Raw genomic sequence first — 17,813 nt, 5'->3', positions numbered from 1 at the left:
AATAAGACAGACAATACTTGATAAATATTTATTCTTTAAAAAGAGATACAAGGAAGGAGTGAGGGCAAAAAGAATTGAAAAGACAGGGAAATAGATGAAAAATGAACCTGAAAAAATACCAGATAAAAGGGCAAATAAATATGGCATTACATGGCAAGCAACTTTTTTGTTATATTCTCAAGTTCTTCAGAAATTTTTAATACTTTTTCTGAATCTTCTTCTTCTACCATTATTCTTATCTTCGGTTCTGTTCCAGAGGGTCTTATCACTATTCTTCCTTTCATTTGTTTTTCAAGTTTTTTTGCAATCTCTTTTATACTTTCAACTACATCATTTATTTTGTCCTTTGGGAAAGAATCTGGAATTTTGATGTTTCTTAGAACTTGAGGATATCGGGGAATATTTTTTATAAGTTCACTCAAATTTTTTTCTTTTCTTTTCATTATATATGCTATCTGAACTGCTGTAATAGGACCATCACCTGTATTTGTATAGTCAAGACAAACTATGTGTCCTGACTGTTCTCCTCCAAGAGTGTATCCACCTTTGAGCATTTCTTCAACAACATATTTATCTCCAACCTTTGTTCTTATTATTTTTATTCCACAGTTTTTTAAATAGTTTTCAACTCCCATGTTTGTCATTATTGTTGTAACAACAGTATTTTTTTTCAATCTCTTATGTTCTTTAAGTTCCTTTGCCCATACTGTAATAATAAAATCACCATCTATTATTTGTCCCCTTTCATCTACAAAGATAGTTCTGTCAGCATCTCCGTCATGGGCAATACCAAGATGAGCTCCAAATTCAACAACTTTTTTTGCTAATGATTGAGGATAAAGAGCACCACATTCTTTGTTAATATTGAGTCCATCGGGTTTGTCATTAATTGTTATAACTTCTGCGCCTAATTCATGGAAAAGGGTGGGAGTAATTTTATAGGCTGCTCCATTAGCAGGATCAATTACAACCCTCAATCCTTCAAGATTTGAATCCTTTGGTAAAGTTGACTTCACAAACTCTATATATCTACCCTGAGCATCCTCAATTCTGTATGCCTTACCTAAAAAATGGGCAGAAGGTCTATTTTCTGGAAAATTAGATTTATTAATTAAAATCTCGATATTTCTTTCAATTTCTTCAGAAAGTTTAAAACCATTGTTTGAAAATATTTTTATTCCGTTATCATAAAAAGGATTATGGGATGCTGATATTACTACTCCTGCATCAACACGCATGCTTTTTACAAGAAAAGCAACTGCTGGAGTTGGAATAGGTCCTACAAGATATACATCTCCACCCATTGAAGTTATACCAGCAGTCAAAGCTGATTCTATAGCATAACCAGATATTCTTGTATCCTTTCCTATTAAAATTTTTGGTTTATGGGAAAGTCTTTCTTTTAAGAGAAAACATAATGCCATTCCGACTTTTAAACATATTTCTGGTAACATAGGATAAAGGTTTATTGTTCCTCTTATTCCATCTGTTCCAAAAAGTAAATTTTGACTCTCCTTCATAGATGAATTAGCTATAAATTCCACTAATTCCTCCTCCTTACCTCAATTTTTACATTAATTATATCTTTATCACTTCTAAAAATCTTGCCTTCAGGGTCTATTTTAGTTTGAATGGATATATTTTCTTTAATTCCTTCAATATCAATTGGTTCTGTTTTAATAATTTGGATTCTGTCAAGCTCCTTTTTGGCTCCTTCAATATTTATTTGTGATGGCTCTAACTCAACTGAACGAATGATAAATCCTTTTTCGGGATTTCCAACAATTACTGCTTTAACAGGAACCATTTTCTGAGATTTTTTATCTAAGTGAACTTTAACTATTGAAGGTTCAATCCTAAGAATTTCAACTCCTCTTGGAATCTTTATAGATGATTTAGTGATTGGTATTGAATTTTCTCCAAGCTTTGCATTAGATAAGTCAATAATTACTCTTATGTTATTTTGTGCAATCTCTCTAATTATTCTTTCTCGCGCAGAAATTGATATGTTTATTTTTTTTACATTCTGTTTCAAAATTTCCATTCCCGCTGGAACTCCTTTAAACTCAATGGGAATCTCCACATAGGTCTCTGTCTGACCTTTAAAGGTTACAAAAAACCAAAGAAAAACAGCTAATGCAATAGAAATTAATTTAAATGTAAGATTTTCTGCTATAAGATTTTTAAAAAATTTTTTCATCTTTTTTGCCTCTCTGTTGTAAAGAGATTTGTAAGGGACTGTCTTAATTTTCCTATGTCAAGATTTATCTCAAGTTGACCATTAACTGCCAAAGAAATTGCTCCTGTCTCTTCTGATACAATTACAGCAACAGCATCGGTTTCCTCTGTAATACCTAATGCAGCTCTATGTCTTGTGCCATAGGTTTTTTTTAAATCTGCTCCAAGCTTTATGGGAAGAAAACAGCCTGCAGCTAAAATTTTATTTCCCTTAATTATTACAGCACCATCATGAATAGGGCTTGTGGGATGAAATATGCTTATTAAAAGTTCCTTTGTAACTTTTGCATCAAGGGGTACACCAATTTCAATGTATTCACCAAGGCTTACATCTCTCTCAAAAACAATTAAAGCACCTATTTTTTTGTTAGCAAGTGACTGTGCAGCTTTGACTATTTCTTCAATAGTTTTCATCTCTCCAGCAGAACTAAACCTATGGAAAAGAGGAGTTTCCCCCATCTGAGCAAGAGCCTTTCTAATTTCAGGTTGAAAAAGAATTATTAAAACAATAATAATCTGTGTCCAGAAACTCTGGATAAGCCAGTCAAGGGTGTATAATTCAAGAAATCTTGAAAAAAGAGATAAAGCAAGTAATACACCTACACCAATGAGCATTCTTGCAGCACGGGTGCCTTTAACGAGAATAAAAATTTTGTAAATAATAAAAGAAACAACCGCAATATCTATTAAATCCTGCCATCTCAGTTGACTGAAAAATTTTTCCATTCTATGAAATTGCCTCTTTATTTATCTTTATGGGAATATTCTCTTTAACTGATTTTAAAAAGGCTTTAATAAAAACTTCATCAGATATTTCATTTTTACCCTTAGCAGAAGCAATTAACTGAAGAGTTTTACCTATTGTTATTTCTCTTTTAAGATAGGCTTCATATTGAGCAGGCGTCATTCTATTCAATTTTAAGATTTGAAAATATATATCTTTTTGAAAAACACCATTTCGCATAAATCTTGGATCATTTATTATTGCATTTTGAACTTCTTTGTCAGTTGCTTCTATGTCATATTTTTTTGCAATCCACAAAAGAACTTCTTCATTAATTAAATCCTCTAAAACTCTCTCCTTTAAATCCTTATCCATTTCTGAAGCTTTCTCTCCAAATACTTCACGATAAGCTCTTCTTAGTTCTTCATAATTTCTCCAAAATTTTTCAGCATAAATCTTCTGTCCATCAACTTCTGCTACATATTCTATTTTAGGTTTGTCAACAGTTCCAACTCCCCAAAATACAAAAGTAATTATCACTAAAAAAAATAGAAAATAGAAATATTTAGCCTTTTCCCTAAGTGTTTTTAGCACATTATCCTCCTACGAAAAATTTTTATCATATTTACTTTAAAAGAATTTTTAGGTATAAGGCAAGCTATGATATAATAAAAATGCTTAAATTACTCTCTTAAAGAGGTGATAGAATGCCTATATATGAATATTTATGCAAAAAGTGTGGAGAAAATTTTGAAGTCCTCCTTTTTGGCAACAAAACAGTAACCTGTCCAAAGTGTAACTCCCATGAAATATTTAAAAAAATGTCTTCTTTTTCAATGAAAGGGGTTCAAAAGGGTAATTCTGCCTGTACATCCTGTAAATCTTCGTCATGTAGTTCTTGTAAATGAATTTTTTGCTCCAAAATTTTAATAAATCCTATGAAAAATAAAAGAGGTAAGGCATGTCAAATATTCTGAAAGTCAATATTGAAGAGGAAATGAAGGTTAGTTACCTTGATTACGCCATGAGCGTAATCATAGGTAGAGCACTTCCAGATATAAGAGATGGACTTAAACCAGTACAAAGAAGAATTCTATATGCCATGTTTAGAGAAGGACTTCTTGCTGGTAAAAAGTATTCAAAATGCGCTGGTGTTGTTGGTGAAGTTTTAAAGAAATATCATCCCCATGGAGACCAAGCTGTTTATGATGCTTTAGTAAGACTGGCTCAGGATTTCAATATGCGTTATCCTCTTATTGATGGACAGGGTAATTTTGGTTCTATTGATGGTGATCCTCCAGCAGCATATCGTTATACTGAAGCAAGGCTTACAAAAATAGCTGAAGAACTTCTTCAGGACATAGATAAGGAAACAGTTCCTTTTGTTCCTAATTTTGACGGAACAACTGAAGAACCCCTTGTTTTACCGACAAGAATTCCTAATCTTTTAATAAACGGTTCCTCAGGAATAGCTGTTGGAATGGCAACAAATATTCCACCTCATAATCTTAACGAAATTGTAAATGCCCTGATTAATCTTCTTGAAAAACCTGAGATTTCAATTGAAGAACTCACAAATATTGTCAAAGGACCTGATTTCCCAACGGGTGGAACAATTTATGGTATTGATGGTATAAAGGACCTCTACTTAACAGGTAGAGGACTTATAAAAGTCCGAGCTAAGGCAAAGGTAGAAAAAGAAGCAAAGGGTAAAAAAGCAAAAGAGCCATATCTTTTTGAGACAGATTCAGAAGGTAAGTCTTTTAAAGAAAGAATTGTAATAACAGAAATTCCTTATCAGGTTAACAAAGCAAGATTAATAGAGAAAATTGCTGAACTTGTAAGGGAAAAGAAGATCGAAGGAATCACTGAAATAAGAGATGAATCAAACAGAGAAGGCATAAGAGTAGTTCTTGAACTTAAAAAAGGTGAAATGCCCGAAGTTATCCTTAATAATCTTTATAAACATACTCAAATGGAAACTACTTTTGGAGCAATAATGCTTGCAATTGTTGATGGACAACCAAGAATACTAAACCTTAAAGAAACCTTATGGGAGTTTCTTAAACACAGAAAAGATGTTGTCCTAAAAAGAACAGCCTTTGATTTAAAAAAGGCTGAACATCAGGCACACATATTACTTGGACTTAAAATCGCCGTTGAAAATCTTGATGAAGTAATTTCAATTATCAGAAAATCTCAAAATCCAGAAGAAGCAAAAACACGACTTATGAATAGATTTCCTTTAACAGAGATTCAAGCACAGGCAATACTTGATATGAGACTACAGAGACTTACAGGACTTGAAAGAGAAAAAATAATTCATGATTATGAAGAAATGCTCAAAGAAATTGAAAGACTAAAAGCAATCCTTGAAAGTGAAGAACTTGTTAAAAATATTATTAAAGAGGAGTTGATTGAGATAAAACAAAAATATGGAGATGAAAGAAGAACTCAAATAGTTACTGAAACAAAAGAAATAAGAATAGAAGACCTTATTACTGAAGAAGACATGGTAATTACCCTTACCAATCTTGGTTATATTAAGAGAACGTCTCTTTCCGATTATCGCAGTCAGAAAAGGGGTGGTAAGGGGCTTACTCCTATGGAAACTGTTTCAGAAGATTATCTTACCGATGTTTTAGTTGGTTCAACTCACGATCATATTCTATTTTTCAGCAATTTTGGGAGAGTTTACTGCCTTAAAATTTACCAAATACCAGAGGCAGGAAGGCTCTCTCGTGGAAAGGCAATTGTAAATCTACTACCATTAAATGAAGGGGAAAAGATTACTACCGCTTTGGTATGTAAAGATCTTGAAGAAGGTTTTCTTACAATGTTTACAAAAAAAGGATTTGTAAAGAAAACATCCCTTGAAGAGTTTAAAAATATCCGAAGTAAAGGAGTTATTGCAATAGATATTGATGAAGGAGATGAATTGATATCAGTAGTAAAAACCAATGGGAAAAACCATCTTATAATTGCAACTAAAAAAGGAATGTCAATAAGATTTGATGAATCTAATGTAAGAGCTATGGGAAGAACAGCCAGAGGAGTTATTGGAATAAGATTTTCCGAATCAGGTGATGAAGTAGTCTCTGCAGATGTTGTATCTGAAGGCTCCTATGTTCTTACAATTACAGAAAAAGGAATTGGAAAGAAAACACCGATTGAAGAGTATCGACTTCAACATAGAGGAGGAACAGGAGTAAAAAACATTAAGCTTTCCCCAAAAACAGGTAATGTTGTAGCATCTTTACAGGTTAAAGATGATGATGAAATTATTATATGTAGTAGTAGCAAAATGATTAGACTTAAAGTTTCTCAAATTCGTCCACAGGGAAGAGCTACAACAGGTGTTAGATTAATTGACCTCACTCAAGATGATAAAGTAGTAAGTGTTGGTAGAATTTTAGAAGGAGAGGAAAATGTCAATTTATAATCTTGAATATTTTTTCAACCCAAGAAGAATTGCGGTAATAGGAGCCGATGACAAGCCAGGAAGCATTGGCTATACTGTTTTTAGAAATCTTATTGGTGAAGGATACAGGGGGATTGTTTATCCTGTTAATCCAAGGACAGATTCTGTTCAAGGAGTTGAAGCATACAAAAACTTAAGTGATATTTCAAAAGAGATTGACCTTGTTGTCTTAGCAGAAGAATGTGGTTCAGATGTTTTGACTGTTTTAGAAGAATGTGGGCAGAAGGCAGTAAAGGGAGTTATCCTGCTTTGTCCTGACTTTAGAACAAAGGTCAGAGAAGCAATTCACCTTGAAGAAGAAATAGAGAAAATTCATAGAAAATACGGCTTCAGGCTCTTAGGTCCGAATACTCTTGGATTTATCAGACCAGGAATTAATTTGAATGTAAGCCTTTTTAGAAGAAGACTTAATAAAGGTAATATTGCATTAATAGCCCAGAGTGCTACTCTTTCTGTTGCCCTTTTAGATAGAGCCTCTGATAAAAATATCGGATTCAGTTATTTTGTCTCTCTTGGTTCAGACATAGATATAGATTTCGCTGATCTTATAGATTTTTTTGGTGTTGATCCCTCTACAAGAGCAATTGTCATATACATGCAATCTATTAAAAATGGAAGAAAATTTATGACATCTGCTCGTTCCTTTGCTTTTTCAAAACCTATAGTCATAGTAAAATCAGGTAAATTTGTAGAATCTCTTGAAGTTGCTTTAACTCACTCAGGATTACTTGCAGGTGAAGATAAAGTTTATGATGCTGCCTTTAAAAGAGCTGGTGCTGTAAGGGTTGATGAAACCCTTGATATGTTTTACATTACAGAAACTCTTTCAAAGCAGAGAAGACCGAGAGGTAAAAGGCTTGCAATAATTACAAATGCTGGTGCTCCAGCTGTTACTGCTGTTGACAGCCTTCTTAAATTAGGAGGAGAACTTGCTGAATTTTCAGAAGAAACATTAAGGGAACTCGAAGGGAATGTACCAACTCGATTTATTAGAAATCCCCTTGATTTAGTTTCAGATGCAAAACCTGATTATTATGAAAAGGCTTTAAGCGTAATAATTAAAGATAAAAATGTAGATGCTGTTTTAGTTATGCTAACACCTTCCTTAGGAGCAGATCCTGCCATTACAGCTCAAAGAGTTATAAAAATAGCAAAAGAAAATCCCTATAAACCTGTTCTTACAAACTGGATGGGGGCAACATTGGTAGAGGAAGCAAGAGAATTATTAAATTCAAATGGAATTCCTACCTTTGTAACACCAGAACAGGCAGTAAGATCATTTATGTATATGTATCGTTATGATTTTAACCTCAAGCTTCTTCTGGAGACACCTCAAACAATTCTTAAGGATGTTAAGTTTGATACTGAAAAGGTACAAACAATAATAGAAAAAGCAATATCAGAAGGAAGATCTATTCCAACTTTCTTTGAAGCCTCTGAAATTCTTTCTGCCTACGGGATTCCTGTTATTCTTACAAAAAGAGCAAATACAATAGAGGAACTAAAAAAAGCAATCGCTGAAATAGGATATCCAGTTGTTCTAAAAATAGATACACCTAAAATAATTCACAAATTTAAAAAAGGAGGAGTAATCCTTGATGTAAGAGATGAATTAGAAGCAGTAGAGGGATTTAAATGGCTTAAAAAACTCGCTACAGAACATGGAGACCCCGAAGCCTCTATTATAGTTCAACCGATGGTTATAACATACGGATATGAAATTGCATTAGGAGCTAAAAAAGACCCAACCTTTGGCTCAGTTATCCTATTTGGGACAGGTGGGAATCTTCTTGAGGCATTGGAAGACTATTCAATAGGTCTTCCTCCATTAAATCAGACCCTTGCAAAAAGATTAATGGAAGAAACAAAAATCTATAGATATCTTAGTAAATATCCCTATTATGAAGATATTTTACGCAGACTTGAAGAGACTGTTGTAAAATTCTCTTATTTAATTTCTGATTTTCCACAGATTAAAGAGTTTGACATTAATCCAGTATTTATTACTGATTCAGAAATATTCGCCTTAGACTGTAGTATAATTTTTGATAAAACAGCACCAAAGAAAAAAGCAGTTATAAAAGGAGAGTTTTGTCCACCTCATTTAAGTATATGTCCTTATCCTATTCATCTTTACAAAGAAATGGAGTTGAAGGATGGAACAAAAGCAATTGTAAGACCAATTAAAGCTGAAGATGAAGCCCTTATAGCAGATTTGCTTGGAAGATGTTCAGAAAGAACAATAAGTTTAAGATTTTTCCAGAGAGCAATAGATTTAAGGCATGAAAATCTTGTTAAATTCTGTCAGGTTGACTATGATAGAGAATTAGCATTTATATGTGTTATTAAGGATGGAGATGAAGAAAAAATTGTTGGAGATGTAAGATTATCAAAGGATCCAGATGGTTTGGATGCTGAAATGGCAATATTAGTTGAAGATGCCTGGCAAGGTAAAGGAGTAGGAAAAGTCCTTTGCAGTTATGCCATTGAGGTAGCAAAGGACTTAGGTGTAAAAAGAATATGGATGGACATATTAAGAATCAATACTTACATGCTTGGTCTCTCAGAAAGATTAGGATTTAAAAAACATCATGTAGAAGAAGATAGTATTAAAGTATTATTAAACCTTGACAATACTTCATGAGTGAAAGAATTCTTATAGTAGATGGAGATGACTCTTTAAGGGAAAATTTAAGTAATTATCTAAAAAAACAGGGTTTTATTGTAGATTCAGTAGCAACCTTTCAAGAAGCAATAAATACTTATGCATCCTATATTCATGACTTTGTAATTGTTGAAATAGAACTTCCAGATGGTGATGGATTAGAATTTGTAAGCAAAATTAAATCTTTAAACACCGATGTAAAAGTTATTGTGACTACTTCCTATCCTTCTTTAAGTTCTGCTTTGAAAGCTTTGAAACTTAAAGTAGATGATTATCTTACAAAACCCTTTGTTTATGATGAAGTATTGACATCTTGTAGGGAACTTACAAAGAAAACAATTTTAAAGGAAACTGAAAAAATTACACAAGCCACTAAGGAGAACTTTTTTTTAATAATTGGTGAGTCATTAGAAATTAAACTTTTGCTTGAAAAAATTAAAAAAATAGCAAACACTCCGACAAACATTTTACTTCTTGGAGAAACAGGTACTGGTAAGGAGCTTTTTGCAAGAGCAATTCATGAGTCAAGTTACAGAAAGAAAAAACCCTTTGTAGCAATAAATTGTGCAAGTTTACCAGAGAATCTTCTTGAATCAGAACTTTTTGGTTTTGTAAAAGGAGCATTCACAGGTGCTACATCAGATAAAAAGGGACTTCTTGAAATAGCTGATGGAGGTACAGTATTTCTTGATGAGATTGGAGACTTACCCTTAAGTCTACAGGCAAAACTTCTGCGAGTTATTGAGGACAAGGAAATTCGTCCTCTTGGTAGTGTTATAAGTAAAAAAGTAGACTTGAGGTTTATTTCAGCTACTAATAAAAATTTGATAGAAGCAGTGAAAGAGGGTAATTTTAGAGAAGATTTATATTTCAGACTCAATGTTATTACCCTTCAAATCCCACCATTAAGGCAACGAGGGAAAGATATTGAAATCCTTGCCTATCATTTTATGAGAAAATTTGCAATAAAAATGGGGAAAAATATTAAAAAAATTGAACCCCAAGCAATACAAATTTTACTTAAATACCCTTGGCCTGGTAATATCAGAGAGCTTCAGAATGTAATAGAACAGGCAGTTGTTTTTACAGAATCTGACACAATAACTTTAGAAGACCTTCCTGAATACTTAAGAGAACCTGAAATAACTTCTGAAAAACATAAGGAAATTCCCATATTGTCAATTGAGGAATTTACCAAAGAATTTATCTTAAAATATCAATCAATGTATACGGAACAAGAACTTGCAGATATGCTTGGAATTACAAGAAAAGCTTTATGGGAAAAAAGAAAAAAATGGGGTATTCCACGACTTTCTTAGAATATTTTATTAGTTTGCTTTATTTCTCTGTTCACTTTCTAAAAACTTCTTTGCAATAGATGCAAAGGGCGAATTAGGATACTTATCTATAATCATTTTGTAATATTTCATTGCCTCCTGTCTTTTGTCTTTTTCATAAATTTTAGCAAGTTGAAACATTGCAAAATCCTTTAAAGTATCTGAATTGCCATTTATGATATCCATTAGATATTTTTCCGTTAAATCCTGTTCATTATATTTTAGATGAATCATTGCGATTTTTACCTTTGCGAGATTGGAAAAATTAGGGTCACCAGATTTAACTACTTTATTTAAAATTTCAAGAGATTTTTCTTTTTGTTGAGCCATATCATAGGCATATCCTGCATTTAAAAGATAAGAGAGATTTTTTTTCTTTTCGTAAGCTTTAAGAAAAAATTCTGCGGACTTTAAAAATCTTTGTTCCTGTGAGAGATCTGTGTTCTTTATTAATCCAAAGTAATATCTGTATGCCTCTGCCTCAAGTTCTTTTGCATCACTTTCTTGTTTTACATTGTATATGTAACTACCCATGATTATCACAACTGTAGAAATAAAAATTATAGCTATGGTTAAAAGTTTTTTTCTCTGAGACATGAGCTTTTCCTTGAAACTCTCTATGTGTTCTTCTTGTTTTTTCATACTACTTTCCTCCTTACAATTTCTTCCATGTTTTTGAAAACCTCTTCTATCTGACTTTCATTAAGTCCAGAACCTTTTAATATTTTAAAAGCAAAATTCTTGGAAATCAGATCATTAGGTGAGTGTGAATCTGTGTTTATTACTAATTTTGCACCATAAAGCAAAGCAAGTTTAGCAACATGACCATTGCTTAAAGAATGCCCCCTTCTTGATGTTATTTCAAGAAAGATATCTTTTTCTTTTGCAACTTTTACTTCATCTTCTGAGATAAGTCCAGGGTGAGCAAGGATATCTATATCAGACTGAACTGCCATAGCATTTGTCCCCTCTTTGACTGGTTCAACAAGAGTTTCTCCATGAACAATAATAATTTTTGCTCCTAAAGACCTTGCTTCCTTTGCTAAATCTGGAATAAGTTTAGGCGGTACATGGGTTAACTCAATACCAGGAATTAAAACCACTGAAGTATATGGTTGAATTTCTTTTATAATCTTTACAATTCGAGGAATAATAAAATCAATGTTTGAATGGTCAGCATGATCAGTAATTGATAATGCCCTATATCCCAATGATTCAGCTCTTCTAATAATTTCTGCTGGAATAAGCTCTCCATCGCTAAAAACACTGTGAATATGAAAATCTATCATTTTACAAACTCCAGCATTGCTTTAAATTGAGGTGTACCTGCTTTCTTTAAAATTTGAAATATAATTGTTTCAGTGCAGGTAATAATTCCGCCTGCTTCCTTTATAAGGTCAATACCTACCTTCCAGTCATCCTTCCTTCTGCTACAAACTGCATCTTTTGGCAAAAAGACCCTGTAATCTCTCATAAGAAAATCAAGAGCAGTCTGAAATACACAAACATGCGCTTCCATACCTACAAGAACAACTTGATTTCTATTTAACTGTCTTATTTTTTCTATAAATTTTTCTTCATTAAGACAGCTAAAATGAATTTTTTCAATAGCTGGTTCGTCTATCAGATTTTTAATTTCATTTAATGTTTGACCTAAACCCTTTGGATACTGCTCTGTCAATAAAATTGGAATACCGTGTATTTTAAACAAATGTATAAGTTTTAGAGTGTTTTTTAATGTAGATTCTAATACATCCCTTTTCATCGCATTTGCAAGTTTTTCTTGAAAATCAATTACTACTAATAAAGCTTTCTGTGGTTCAATTAAAAATTTTTCAATAACCATTAAACTCACCTCTAAGCAATTTCCCTTAAAAGTTTTATTATATCATCTATCTTAAATGGTTTGGTAATATACCATTTTACTCCAAGTTCTTTTGCAGTCTGTCTGTCAATCTCCTGTCCCTTTGCTGTAAGCATAATTATATTCATATCCCATGTGGGAGGTTCAGCTTTAAATATTCTGCATATTTCAAATCCATTTAGTTTTGGCATCATTATATCAAGAAATACTATATCGGGCTTTTCTTTTTTTATGAGTTCTAAAGCCTCTAATCCGTCAGCTGCCTCAAAAGTTTGAATCTCCATATCCTCTATCTCATCAATGACCTGTAAAATGAGTTCCCTTATAATTGCCTCATCATCAACTATTAATATTTTCATTATTTATTCCCTCCTTTTCGTTAAAGGAATAGTAAAGTAAAAAATGCTTCCCCTTCCATATTCACTTTTTACCCATATTTTTCCGCCATGAGCTTCAATAATCTGTTTTGAAATAGGAAGGCCCAATCCTGTGCCTTTAGGTTTATTTCTCATAATATCTCCTACCTGTTTGAATTTTTCAAATATAGTATCTATTTCCTCTTCTGGAATACCAACGCCTGTATCTTGAACTTTTACTAATAATTCATTATTTGATAGTTCTGCTGAGCATTTAATAAATCCTTTTTCAGTAAATTTTAAAGCATTTGAAAATAAGTTGATCATTACCTGAATAAGCCTTTCTCTGTCAGCGTTAATTTTAGGGAGATTAGGTTGAATTTCTAAATTAAAAAGAATTCCTTTTTGCTCAAATAAAGATGAAAGAGCTTTATAGGCATTTTCAATTACATCTTCAATAGATATTTCTTCAAAGTTCCATTTGACTGTTCCTGATTCAAGTTTTGAAATGTCAAGAATATCATTTATAAGAGATGTTATTCTTTCTCCTTCCGAAAGAATTATATCGAAATTTCGTTCAATTTTATTTATAACTTTTGTAATTTTTTGATTGTTCAAATCAATATTGGGAATAATAGTATCTTTAAACTTTCTTTCAATCATTTCAACAAATCCAAGTATTGAAGTCAGGGGTGTTCGTAATTCATGACTTACAATTGTTATGAACTCTGTTTTCAGCTTGTCTACTTGTTTTTCCTGTGTTATATCTCTTATCAGAATAACCGAGCCAAGAATTCCTTTTGCTTCAGAATCTTCAGCAAAGTACTCCTTTTTTATGCTTTTTGCAACTGCCTTACCAAATCTGTTTCTTGTAAGATTTATCTCTGTTGTGACTATCTCTTCAGTATTTAAAGATTTTCTTGATAACTCAATAAAATTTTTCCCTAATATTTCAATATTTTTACCCATCATCTCATGCTCTGCAAGCCCAAACATTTCTGATGCTGCTGGGTTTATATGATTTATAATACCATCTTTATCAACAACAATGAGTCCATCTGCCATATTATCTATAATTGTAGTTAAGTAAGCCAAAGTATCCTGAAGTTCTAAGACAGCATCTTTAAGAGCATATTCATAGCGATCAAATACTTCATTGATATTGTTTGCCATGGATTGCATTGTATTTGCTAAAAGTCCTATTTCATCTTTAGATTTAATATCCACCTTTGCACTGAAATCATGGTTAAGAAGTTTTTTAGCATACTCAGTAAGTTCATTCAACGGTTGCGATATTTTATTGACCATAAAATATGCAAGAAATACACTAAGAACAAAAATAGCTGATAACAAGGCAATCTGTCTTCCTATGACAGCCCACATTTTCTTGTTTATTATGTTTTTATTCATCCCAACATGGACAAAACCAATGGCTCCTTCTGTAATTGGTGCAACAACATCTAAAAATTCACCCATCCCATGTATTGATATGTCTTTTATTTCACTTTTATGAGTATCTGCTATTTCTAATATTTCAATGGGAATAGTTGGCGTAAAGGTATGGGAAATTATCTGCCCTGAGGAATCTCTTACAAAAACATAGGAAACCCCTTCTATCTCAAGAAATTGGTCTATCATTGCTTGGACAGTTGCAGAGTCAAGATTTAGGATTGTCTCAACAGAAGATGATGCTATACTGCTTGCTATAGCAGTACCTTTTGATTTATATTCTTCTTTTAAGTTGTCGTATAAATGCCATCCAGAAAAAATGCTTATAGTTATGAATATTATTAGAAAAAGAAAAATTATACTAATTAAAGTTTTCTGGAAAAGTTTGGACATTTTCATTTTTTCCACTCACTCCAGTCATTCAAAGGAACAAATTTGCCGTTCTTGTATGTTGTATAGTAAACTTTTTGCAAAGCCTGATGCCTTGTCTTAGAAAAACTTATTTTTTCGTCAATTCCTATATCCAAGTCTTTTATGCTTTCCACAGTTTCTTTTATTTTTTCTCTCTTTGGTTCTTTTCCTAATCTTTTAATTATTTCTACCATAACCTTTGCATTTAAAAACCCTTCGAAACTTACAAAACTGTATCTCAAAGGCTTATAATCTTTATCAGTTAAATCTGCGGGAATCTGTGGATTATATTTATCCATTAATTCCCTGTATTGTCTTACTGCTTTAAGTCCCATATCTTCGTAACTTGGAACAACCTGAGCATTTATTAAATTTTTTGTATATACATTACCTGTTTTTCTTTCTTCTTCTAAAAGAAGATTTATCATAAATTCACTACCTACAAAGGATACATTGGCAATAGGAACATCCCATCCTAAATTTCGAGCATCCCTTATGAAACCAGCACAGGCAGCATAGGCACCTACAGAAATTATTGCCTCTGCTCCAGAGTTCTTTAAAATTTCAACTTGTCTTACGAAACTGTCAGAGTACTTAGCTCCCCTTTTGTATGTAGCTTCACCAACTATTTTAAGTCCGTGTTTTGCAAGAGTTTTTCTTACACCCTCCCATCCGCTTCTTCCATAGGCATCAACTTGATAAAAATATCCAATTTTTTTTCTTCCAATCTTTAAAAAATTTTCAACTAATCCTCCAGTTTCTTGTTCATAGGATGCTCTTAAGTTGAAAACATATTCATCGTAAGGTGGTTTTCTATGAGGCATTGCACCAGTAAAGGGGAAGAAAAGATAAATGTTTCTGTCGCTGTTACTTTTCAGAATTGGTAGTATCCTTGTTACAGTTGGAGTTCCTACATAATTAAAAAGAGCAAAAACCTTATCTTCTTCTATAAATTTTATTGTATTCTTTATCGTAGGTATGGGGTTATAGCCATCGTCATAAGCTTTTATTAAAATTTTCTTACCATTAATCCCACCATTTCTGTTTATGTGCTCAAAGTAAGCCATAGCTCCCCTGTAAAGCTCCGAACCTAATCCTCCTGTAGGACCTTTAAAAGCTGCCGACATACCCAAAACAATTGTATCTTCTGATTGAGCAAAAATCGTAAAGGGGAGCAAAAGAAGAAAACAAAATAATAAAAATTTTAAAATTGTACCTGACATCTCTTTATACCATTACCTTCATCTCTTATCCATAAAAGAGTCTTGTTGTTTCTGCGACACCAGTTTTTAACATCATTTTCAAAGGTAGGACAATCAGCTACAACTTCAAGTATATCACCCTTTTTCATCTTTAATGCCTTGATCGTCATCTGAATTGTTGGTTGGGGACATTTTAAACCACAAGCATCAAATACAATAACTGCCATTGTCTAACCTCCTTAATGAACTTAGGATTCCTTCCATTTCCGATACTATCTGATCATAAGTAAAGCCCTCTAATTCAATTGCCTTTGAAGGACATGATGGTACACATGTTCCACATCCTTCGCAAATACTATCAATGATTTTTATTTCATTAATATTTAATTCTATTGCTTTGTAAGGACATTGAAGTACACAAATTCCGCAATTTGTACATATATTATAATCTATTCTTGCAATTGTAGGAGATTTTATTATTTTTTTGTTAACTTTAAGTTCTGTCATTAACCTACTACATATAGACAGAGAATCTGTTACAGCTTCTTCAACAGTCATTGCTTCTTTGGCTGAACCAGTTAAAAATACTCCATTAATTTCTTCAAATTTTGAACTTTGCTGAATTATTGCTGGACAGAGAATGATAATATCACAGGGAATTTTTTCATTTTTATATAAAATACTTAGAGATTCTTCCTTATTGACAGTCAAATCTTTAATTGATTCATAACGGATTATTTTTACATTTTTATCTTTTTTAGCATTCAAGTAAAGATTATAGGCATTTTTCCCTGGTAAAACTATCTCTCTAACAAAATGTAAAATTTCTACATCTGGTATAGTTTGTCTAATCATGCAATTAAACTTAAAGGCATATTGACAGCAGATTTTACTACAGTAGGGGTAATATTCTTCATCAAGGCTTCCTACACAATGAATTATCCCAATTTTTTTTGGAGTTTCTCCAAACTCTGTAATAATCTCTCCCTTTGTCGGTCCTTCACTGTTTAAGATTTCTTCGAAATCTAAAGCATTGTATACATTTTTAAAGATTCCGTAGCCAAGATTTGGAAATTTTCTGCAATCAATTAAACTGAATCCTGTTGATAATAATACTGCTCCAATATTTAAATTTTCTTCTCTCTCTCTATCATTAAAATTTATTGTTCCTGAAACAGGACATGCTGTTATACAAGAATCACACTCCTGTCCCTTTATTCTTAAACATTTTTCAGTGTCAATTTTTGCAATTGCTGGTAATCTCATAGGTTCTACTTTAATTGCTTTGGCTGGACAGACATCCTCACAGGCTGAACAGCCAATGCATTTTTTAGGATTCACATAAGTTGGCTTTGAAATAATATTTGCAAATAAATTACCAAAAAAACCTTTTAATTCTTTTAATTCTCCATTTAATCTAACTTCAACTTCACTATTTAAAATATCTTCAATCATTGGATTAACAAAACAAGGAGCACATGTTAAATCAGGGAAAAGTTTTTCATATCTTACTATTTTGCCACCTAATGAATAATCTTTCTCAATTAAATGAACCCTGTATCCAGCCTTTGAAAGATTAATCGAAGCTGTAATACCTGCAATACCTCCACCAACAACTAAAATATCACTTAAAACAGGAAATTCTAAATCTGAAAGAGGCTTTTGTTTTTTTAATCTCTCTAAGGCTCCTTTAAAAAGAGCATAGGCTTTTTTAGTTGCTCGATTTTTATCTTCTGTAACCCATGCAACCTGCTCTCTTATATTGACAAAATTTATCATATATTTATTAACACCAGACCGTTGGGCGATGGTATTAAAAAATGAACCTTTATTATTGGAAGAGCAACCAATAATAATTAAACCATTGGGTTTTCTTTGAATGAGGAATTCAATAAGGTCCTTCTGAGACTCCTCTGAACAAGCAAGATTAAAATTTTCAATCCATTCAACTTGATTATTAATTAATTCCTTTAATTTTTCAAAGGAAATTTTTTCAGTTATTTGCCCTGCACAACTGCAGAAAATAACTCCAATACTCAAACAAAATACCCCTTAAATGAGAAATTTTTTGAAGATATTTTAACAC

General features: G+C 32.3%; 16 protein-coding genes. 4 read left to right on the top strand and 12 right to left on the bottom strand.

Annotation, left to right across the window (positions count from 1 at the left end; translation table 11 throughout):
- Positions 1-146 precede the first annotated feature (146 nt).
- From glmM to QI155_RS06315, 4 genes are read right to left on the bottom strand one after another with little or no spacing between them, the layout of a single operon-like run.
- The gene (gene glmM, locus QI155_RS06330) at positions 147-1,520 is read right to left on the bottom strand and encodes a phosphoglucosamine mutase (protein ID WP_068858931.1); all 1,374 of its coding nucleotides are present in this window, start codon (positions 1,518-1,520) and stop codon (positions 147-149) included.
- A gap of 23 nt (positions 1,521-1,543) precedes the next feature.
- Positions 1,544-2,200, bottom strand: coding sequence for a CdaR family protein (locus QI155_RS06325; RefSeq protein WP_068858855.1), 657 nt, complete (start codon positions 2,198-2,200; stop codon positions 1,544-1,546).
- Positions 2,197-2,964: a diadenylate cyclase CdaA gene (gene cdaA / locus QI155_RS06320; protein WP_068858858.1), complete on the bottom strand. Its 768-nt coding sequence runs from the start codon at positions 2,962-2,964 to the stop codon at positions 2,197-2,199. The genes QI155_RS06325 and cdaA overlap by 4 nt, the downstream gene beginning before the upstream one ends.
- A gap of 1 nt (position 2,965) precedes the next feature.
- Positions 2,966-3,556 (bottom strand): SurA N-terminal domain-containing protein, encoded by a 591-nt coding sequence (locus QI155_RS06315; protein WP_068858860.1) that lies wholly within the window; start codon positions 3,554-3,556, stop codon positions 2,966-2,968.
- Positions 3,557-3,669: 113 nt separating this feature from the next.
- On the opposite strand from QI155_RS06315, the gene QI155_RS06310 reads away from it, so the two are divergent.
- Genes QI155_RS06310 through QI155_RS06295 form a run of 4 tightly spaced genes read left to right on the top strand, consistent with a single transcriptional unit; the run spans position 3,670 to position 10,427 of the window.
- Positions 3,670-3,870: a zinc ribbon domain-containing protein gene (locus tag QI155_RS06310; RefSeq protein ID WP_068858863.1), complete on the top strand. Its 201-nt coding sequence runs from the start codon at positions 3,670-3,672 to the stop codon at positions 3,868-3,870.
- 53 nt (positions 3,871-3,923) lie between these two features.
- Positions 3,924-6,404, top strand: coding sequence for a DNA gyrase subunit A (gene gyrA / locus QI155_RS06305; protein WP_068858867.1), 2,481 nt, complete (start codon positions 3,924-3,926; stop codon positions 6,402-6,404).
- On the top strand, positions 6,391-9,087 hold the full coding sequence (locus QI155_RS06300) for a bifunctional acetate--CoA ligase family protein/GNAT family N-acetyltransferase (protein ID WP_068858870.1): 2,697 nt from the start codon (positions 6,391-6,393) through the stop codon (positions 9,085-9,087). Before gyrA ends, QI155_RS06300 begins: the two co-directional genes overlap by 14 nt.
- Positions 9,084-10,427 carry a sigma-54 dependent transcriptional regulator gene (locus QI155_RS06295; protein ID WP_068858873.1) on the top strand — a complete coding sequence of 448 codons (1,344 nt, stop codon included), beginning with the start codon at positions 9,084-9,086 and terminating at the stop codon, positions 10,425-10,427. The genes QI155_RS06300 and QI155_RS06295 overlap by 4 nt, the downstream gene beginning before the upstream one ends.
- 9 nt (positions 10,428-10,436) lie before the next feature.
- Here the strand turns inward: QI155_RS06295 and QI155_RS06290 are convergent, their stop codons facing one another.
- From QI155_RS06290 to QI155_RS06255, 8 genes are read right to left on the bottom strand one after another with little or no spacing between them, the layout of a single operon-like run.
- A complete protein-coding gene (locus QI155_RS06290) occupies positions 10,437-11,087 on the bottom strand; it encodes a tetratricopeptide repeat protein (protein ID WP_068858876.1) in 651 nt (216 codons plus the stop codon).
- Complete coding sequence (locus QI155_RS06285) at positions 11,084-11,734, bottom strand: histidinol phosphate phosphatase domain-containing protein (protein ID WP_068858878.1); 651 nt, start codon at positions 11,732-11,734, stop codon at positions 11,084-11,086. Before QI155_RS06285 ends, QI155_RS06290 begins: the two co-directional genes overlap by 4 nt.
- A complete protein-coding gene (locus tag QI155_RS06280; RefSeq protein WP_068858881.1) occupies positions 11,731-12,291 on the bottom strand; it encodes an isochorismatase family protein in 561 nt (186 codons plus the stop codon). Before QI155_RS06280 ends, QI155_RS06285 begins: the two co-directional genes overlap by 4 nt.
- Positions 12,292-12,302: 11 nt before the next feature.
- Positions 12,303-12,668 carry a response regulator gene (locus QI155_RS06275; protein ID WP_068858883.1) on the bottom strand — a complete coding sequence of 122 codons (366 nt, stop codon included), beginning with the start codon at positions 12,666-12,668 and terminating at the stop codon, positions 12,303-12,305.
- 3 nt (positions 12,669-12,671) lie between these two features.
- On the bottom strand, positions 12,672-14,507 hold the full coding sequence (locus QI155_RS06270; protein WP_173894026.1) for an ATP-binding protein: 1,836 nt from the start codon (positions 14,505-14,507) through the stop codon (positions 12,672-12,674).
- Between the two features lie 2 nt (positions 14,508-14,509).
- Positions 14,510-15,748, bottom strand: a complete 1,239-nt coding sequence (locus tag QI155_RS06265) for an ABC transporter substrate-binding protein (protein WP_068858892.1) — start codon at positions 15,746-15,748, stop codon at positions 14,510-14,512.
- Complete coding sequence (locus tag QI155_RS06260) at positions 15,730-15,954, bottom strand: sulfurtransferase TusA family protein (protein ID WP_068858895.1); 225 nt, start codon at positions 15,952-15,954, stop codon at positions 15,730-15,732. The genes QI155_RS06265 and QI155_RS06260 overlap by 19 nt, the downstream gene beginning before the upstream one ends.
- Positions 15,935-17,767 (bottom strand): 4Fe-4S binding protein, encoded by a 1,833-nt coding sequence (locus QI155_RS06255; protein ID WP_068858898.1) that lies wholly within the window; start codon positions 17,765-17,767, stop codon positions 15,935-15,937. Before QI155_RS06255 ends, QI155_RS06260 begins: the two co-directional genes overlap by 20 nt.
- Between the last annotated feature and the right edge of the window lie 46 nt (positions 17,768-17,813).

Origin of the sequence: Thermodesulfovibrio sp. 1176 (genome assembly GCF_029946585.1) — a bacterium.
Classification (GTDB): Bacteria; Nitrospirota; Thermodesulfovibrionia; order Thermodesulfovibrionales; family Thermodesulfovibrionaceae; genus Thermodesulfovibrio.
Note: the sequence above shows the minus strand (reverse complement) of the source record. Positions and strands in the feature narration are given on the sequence as shown.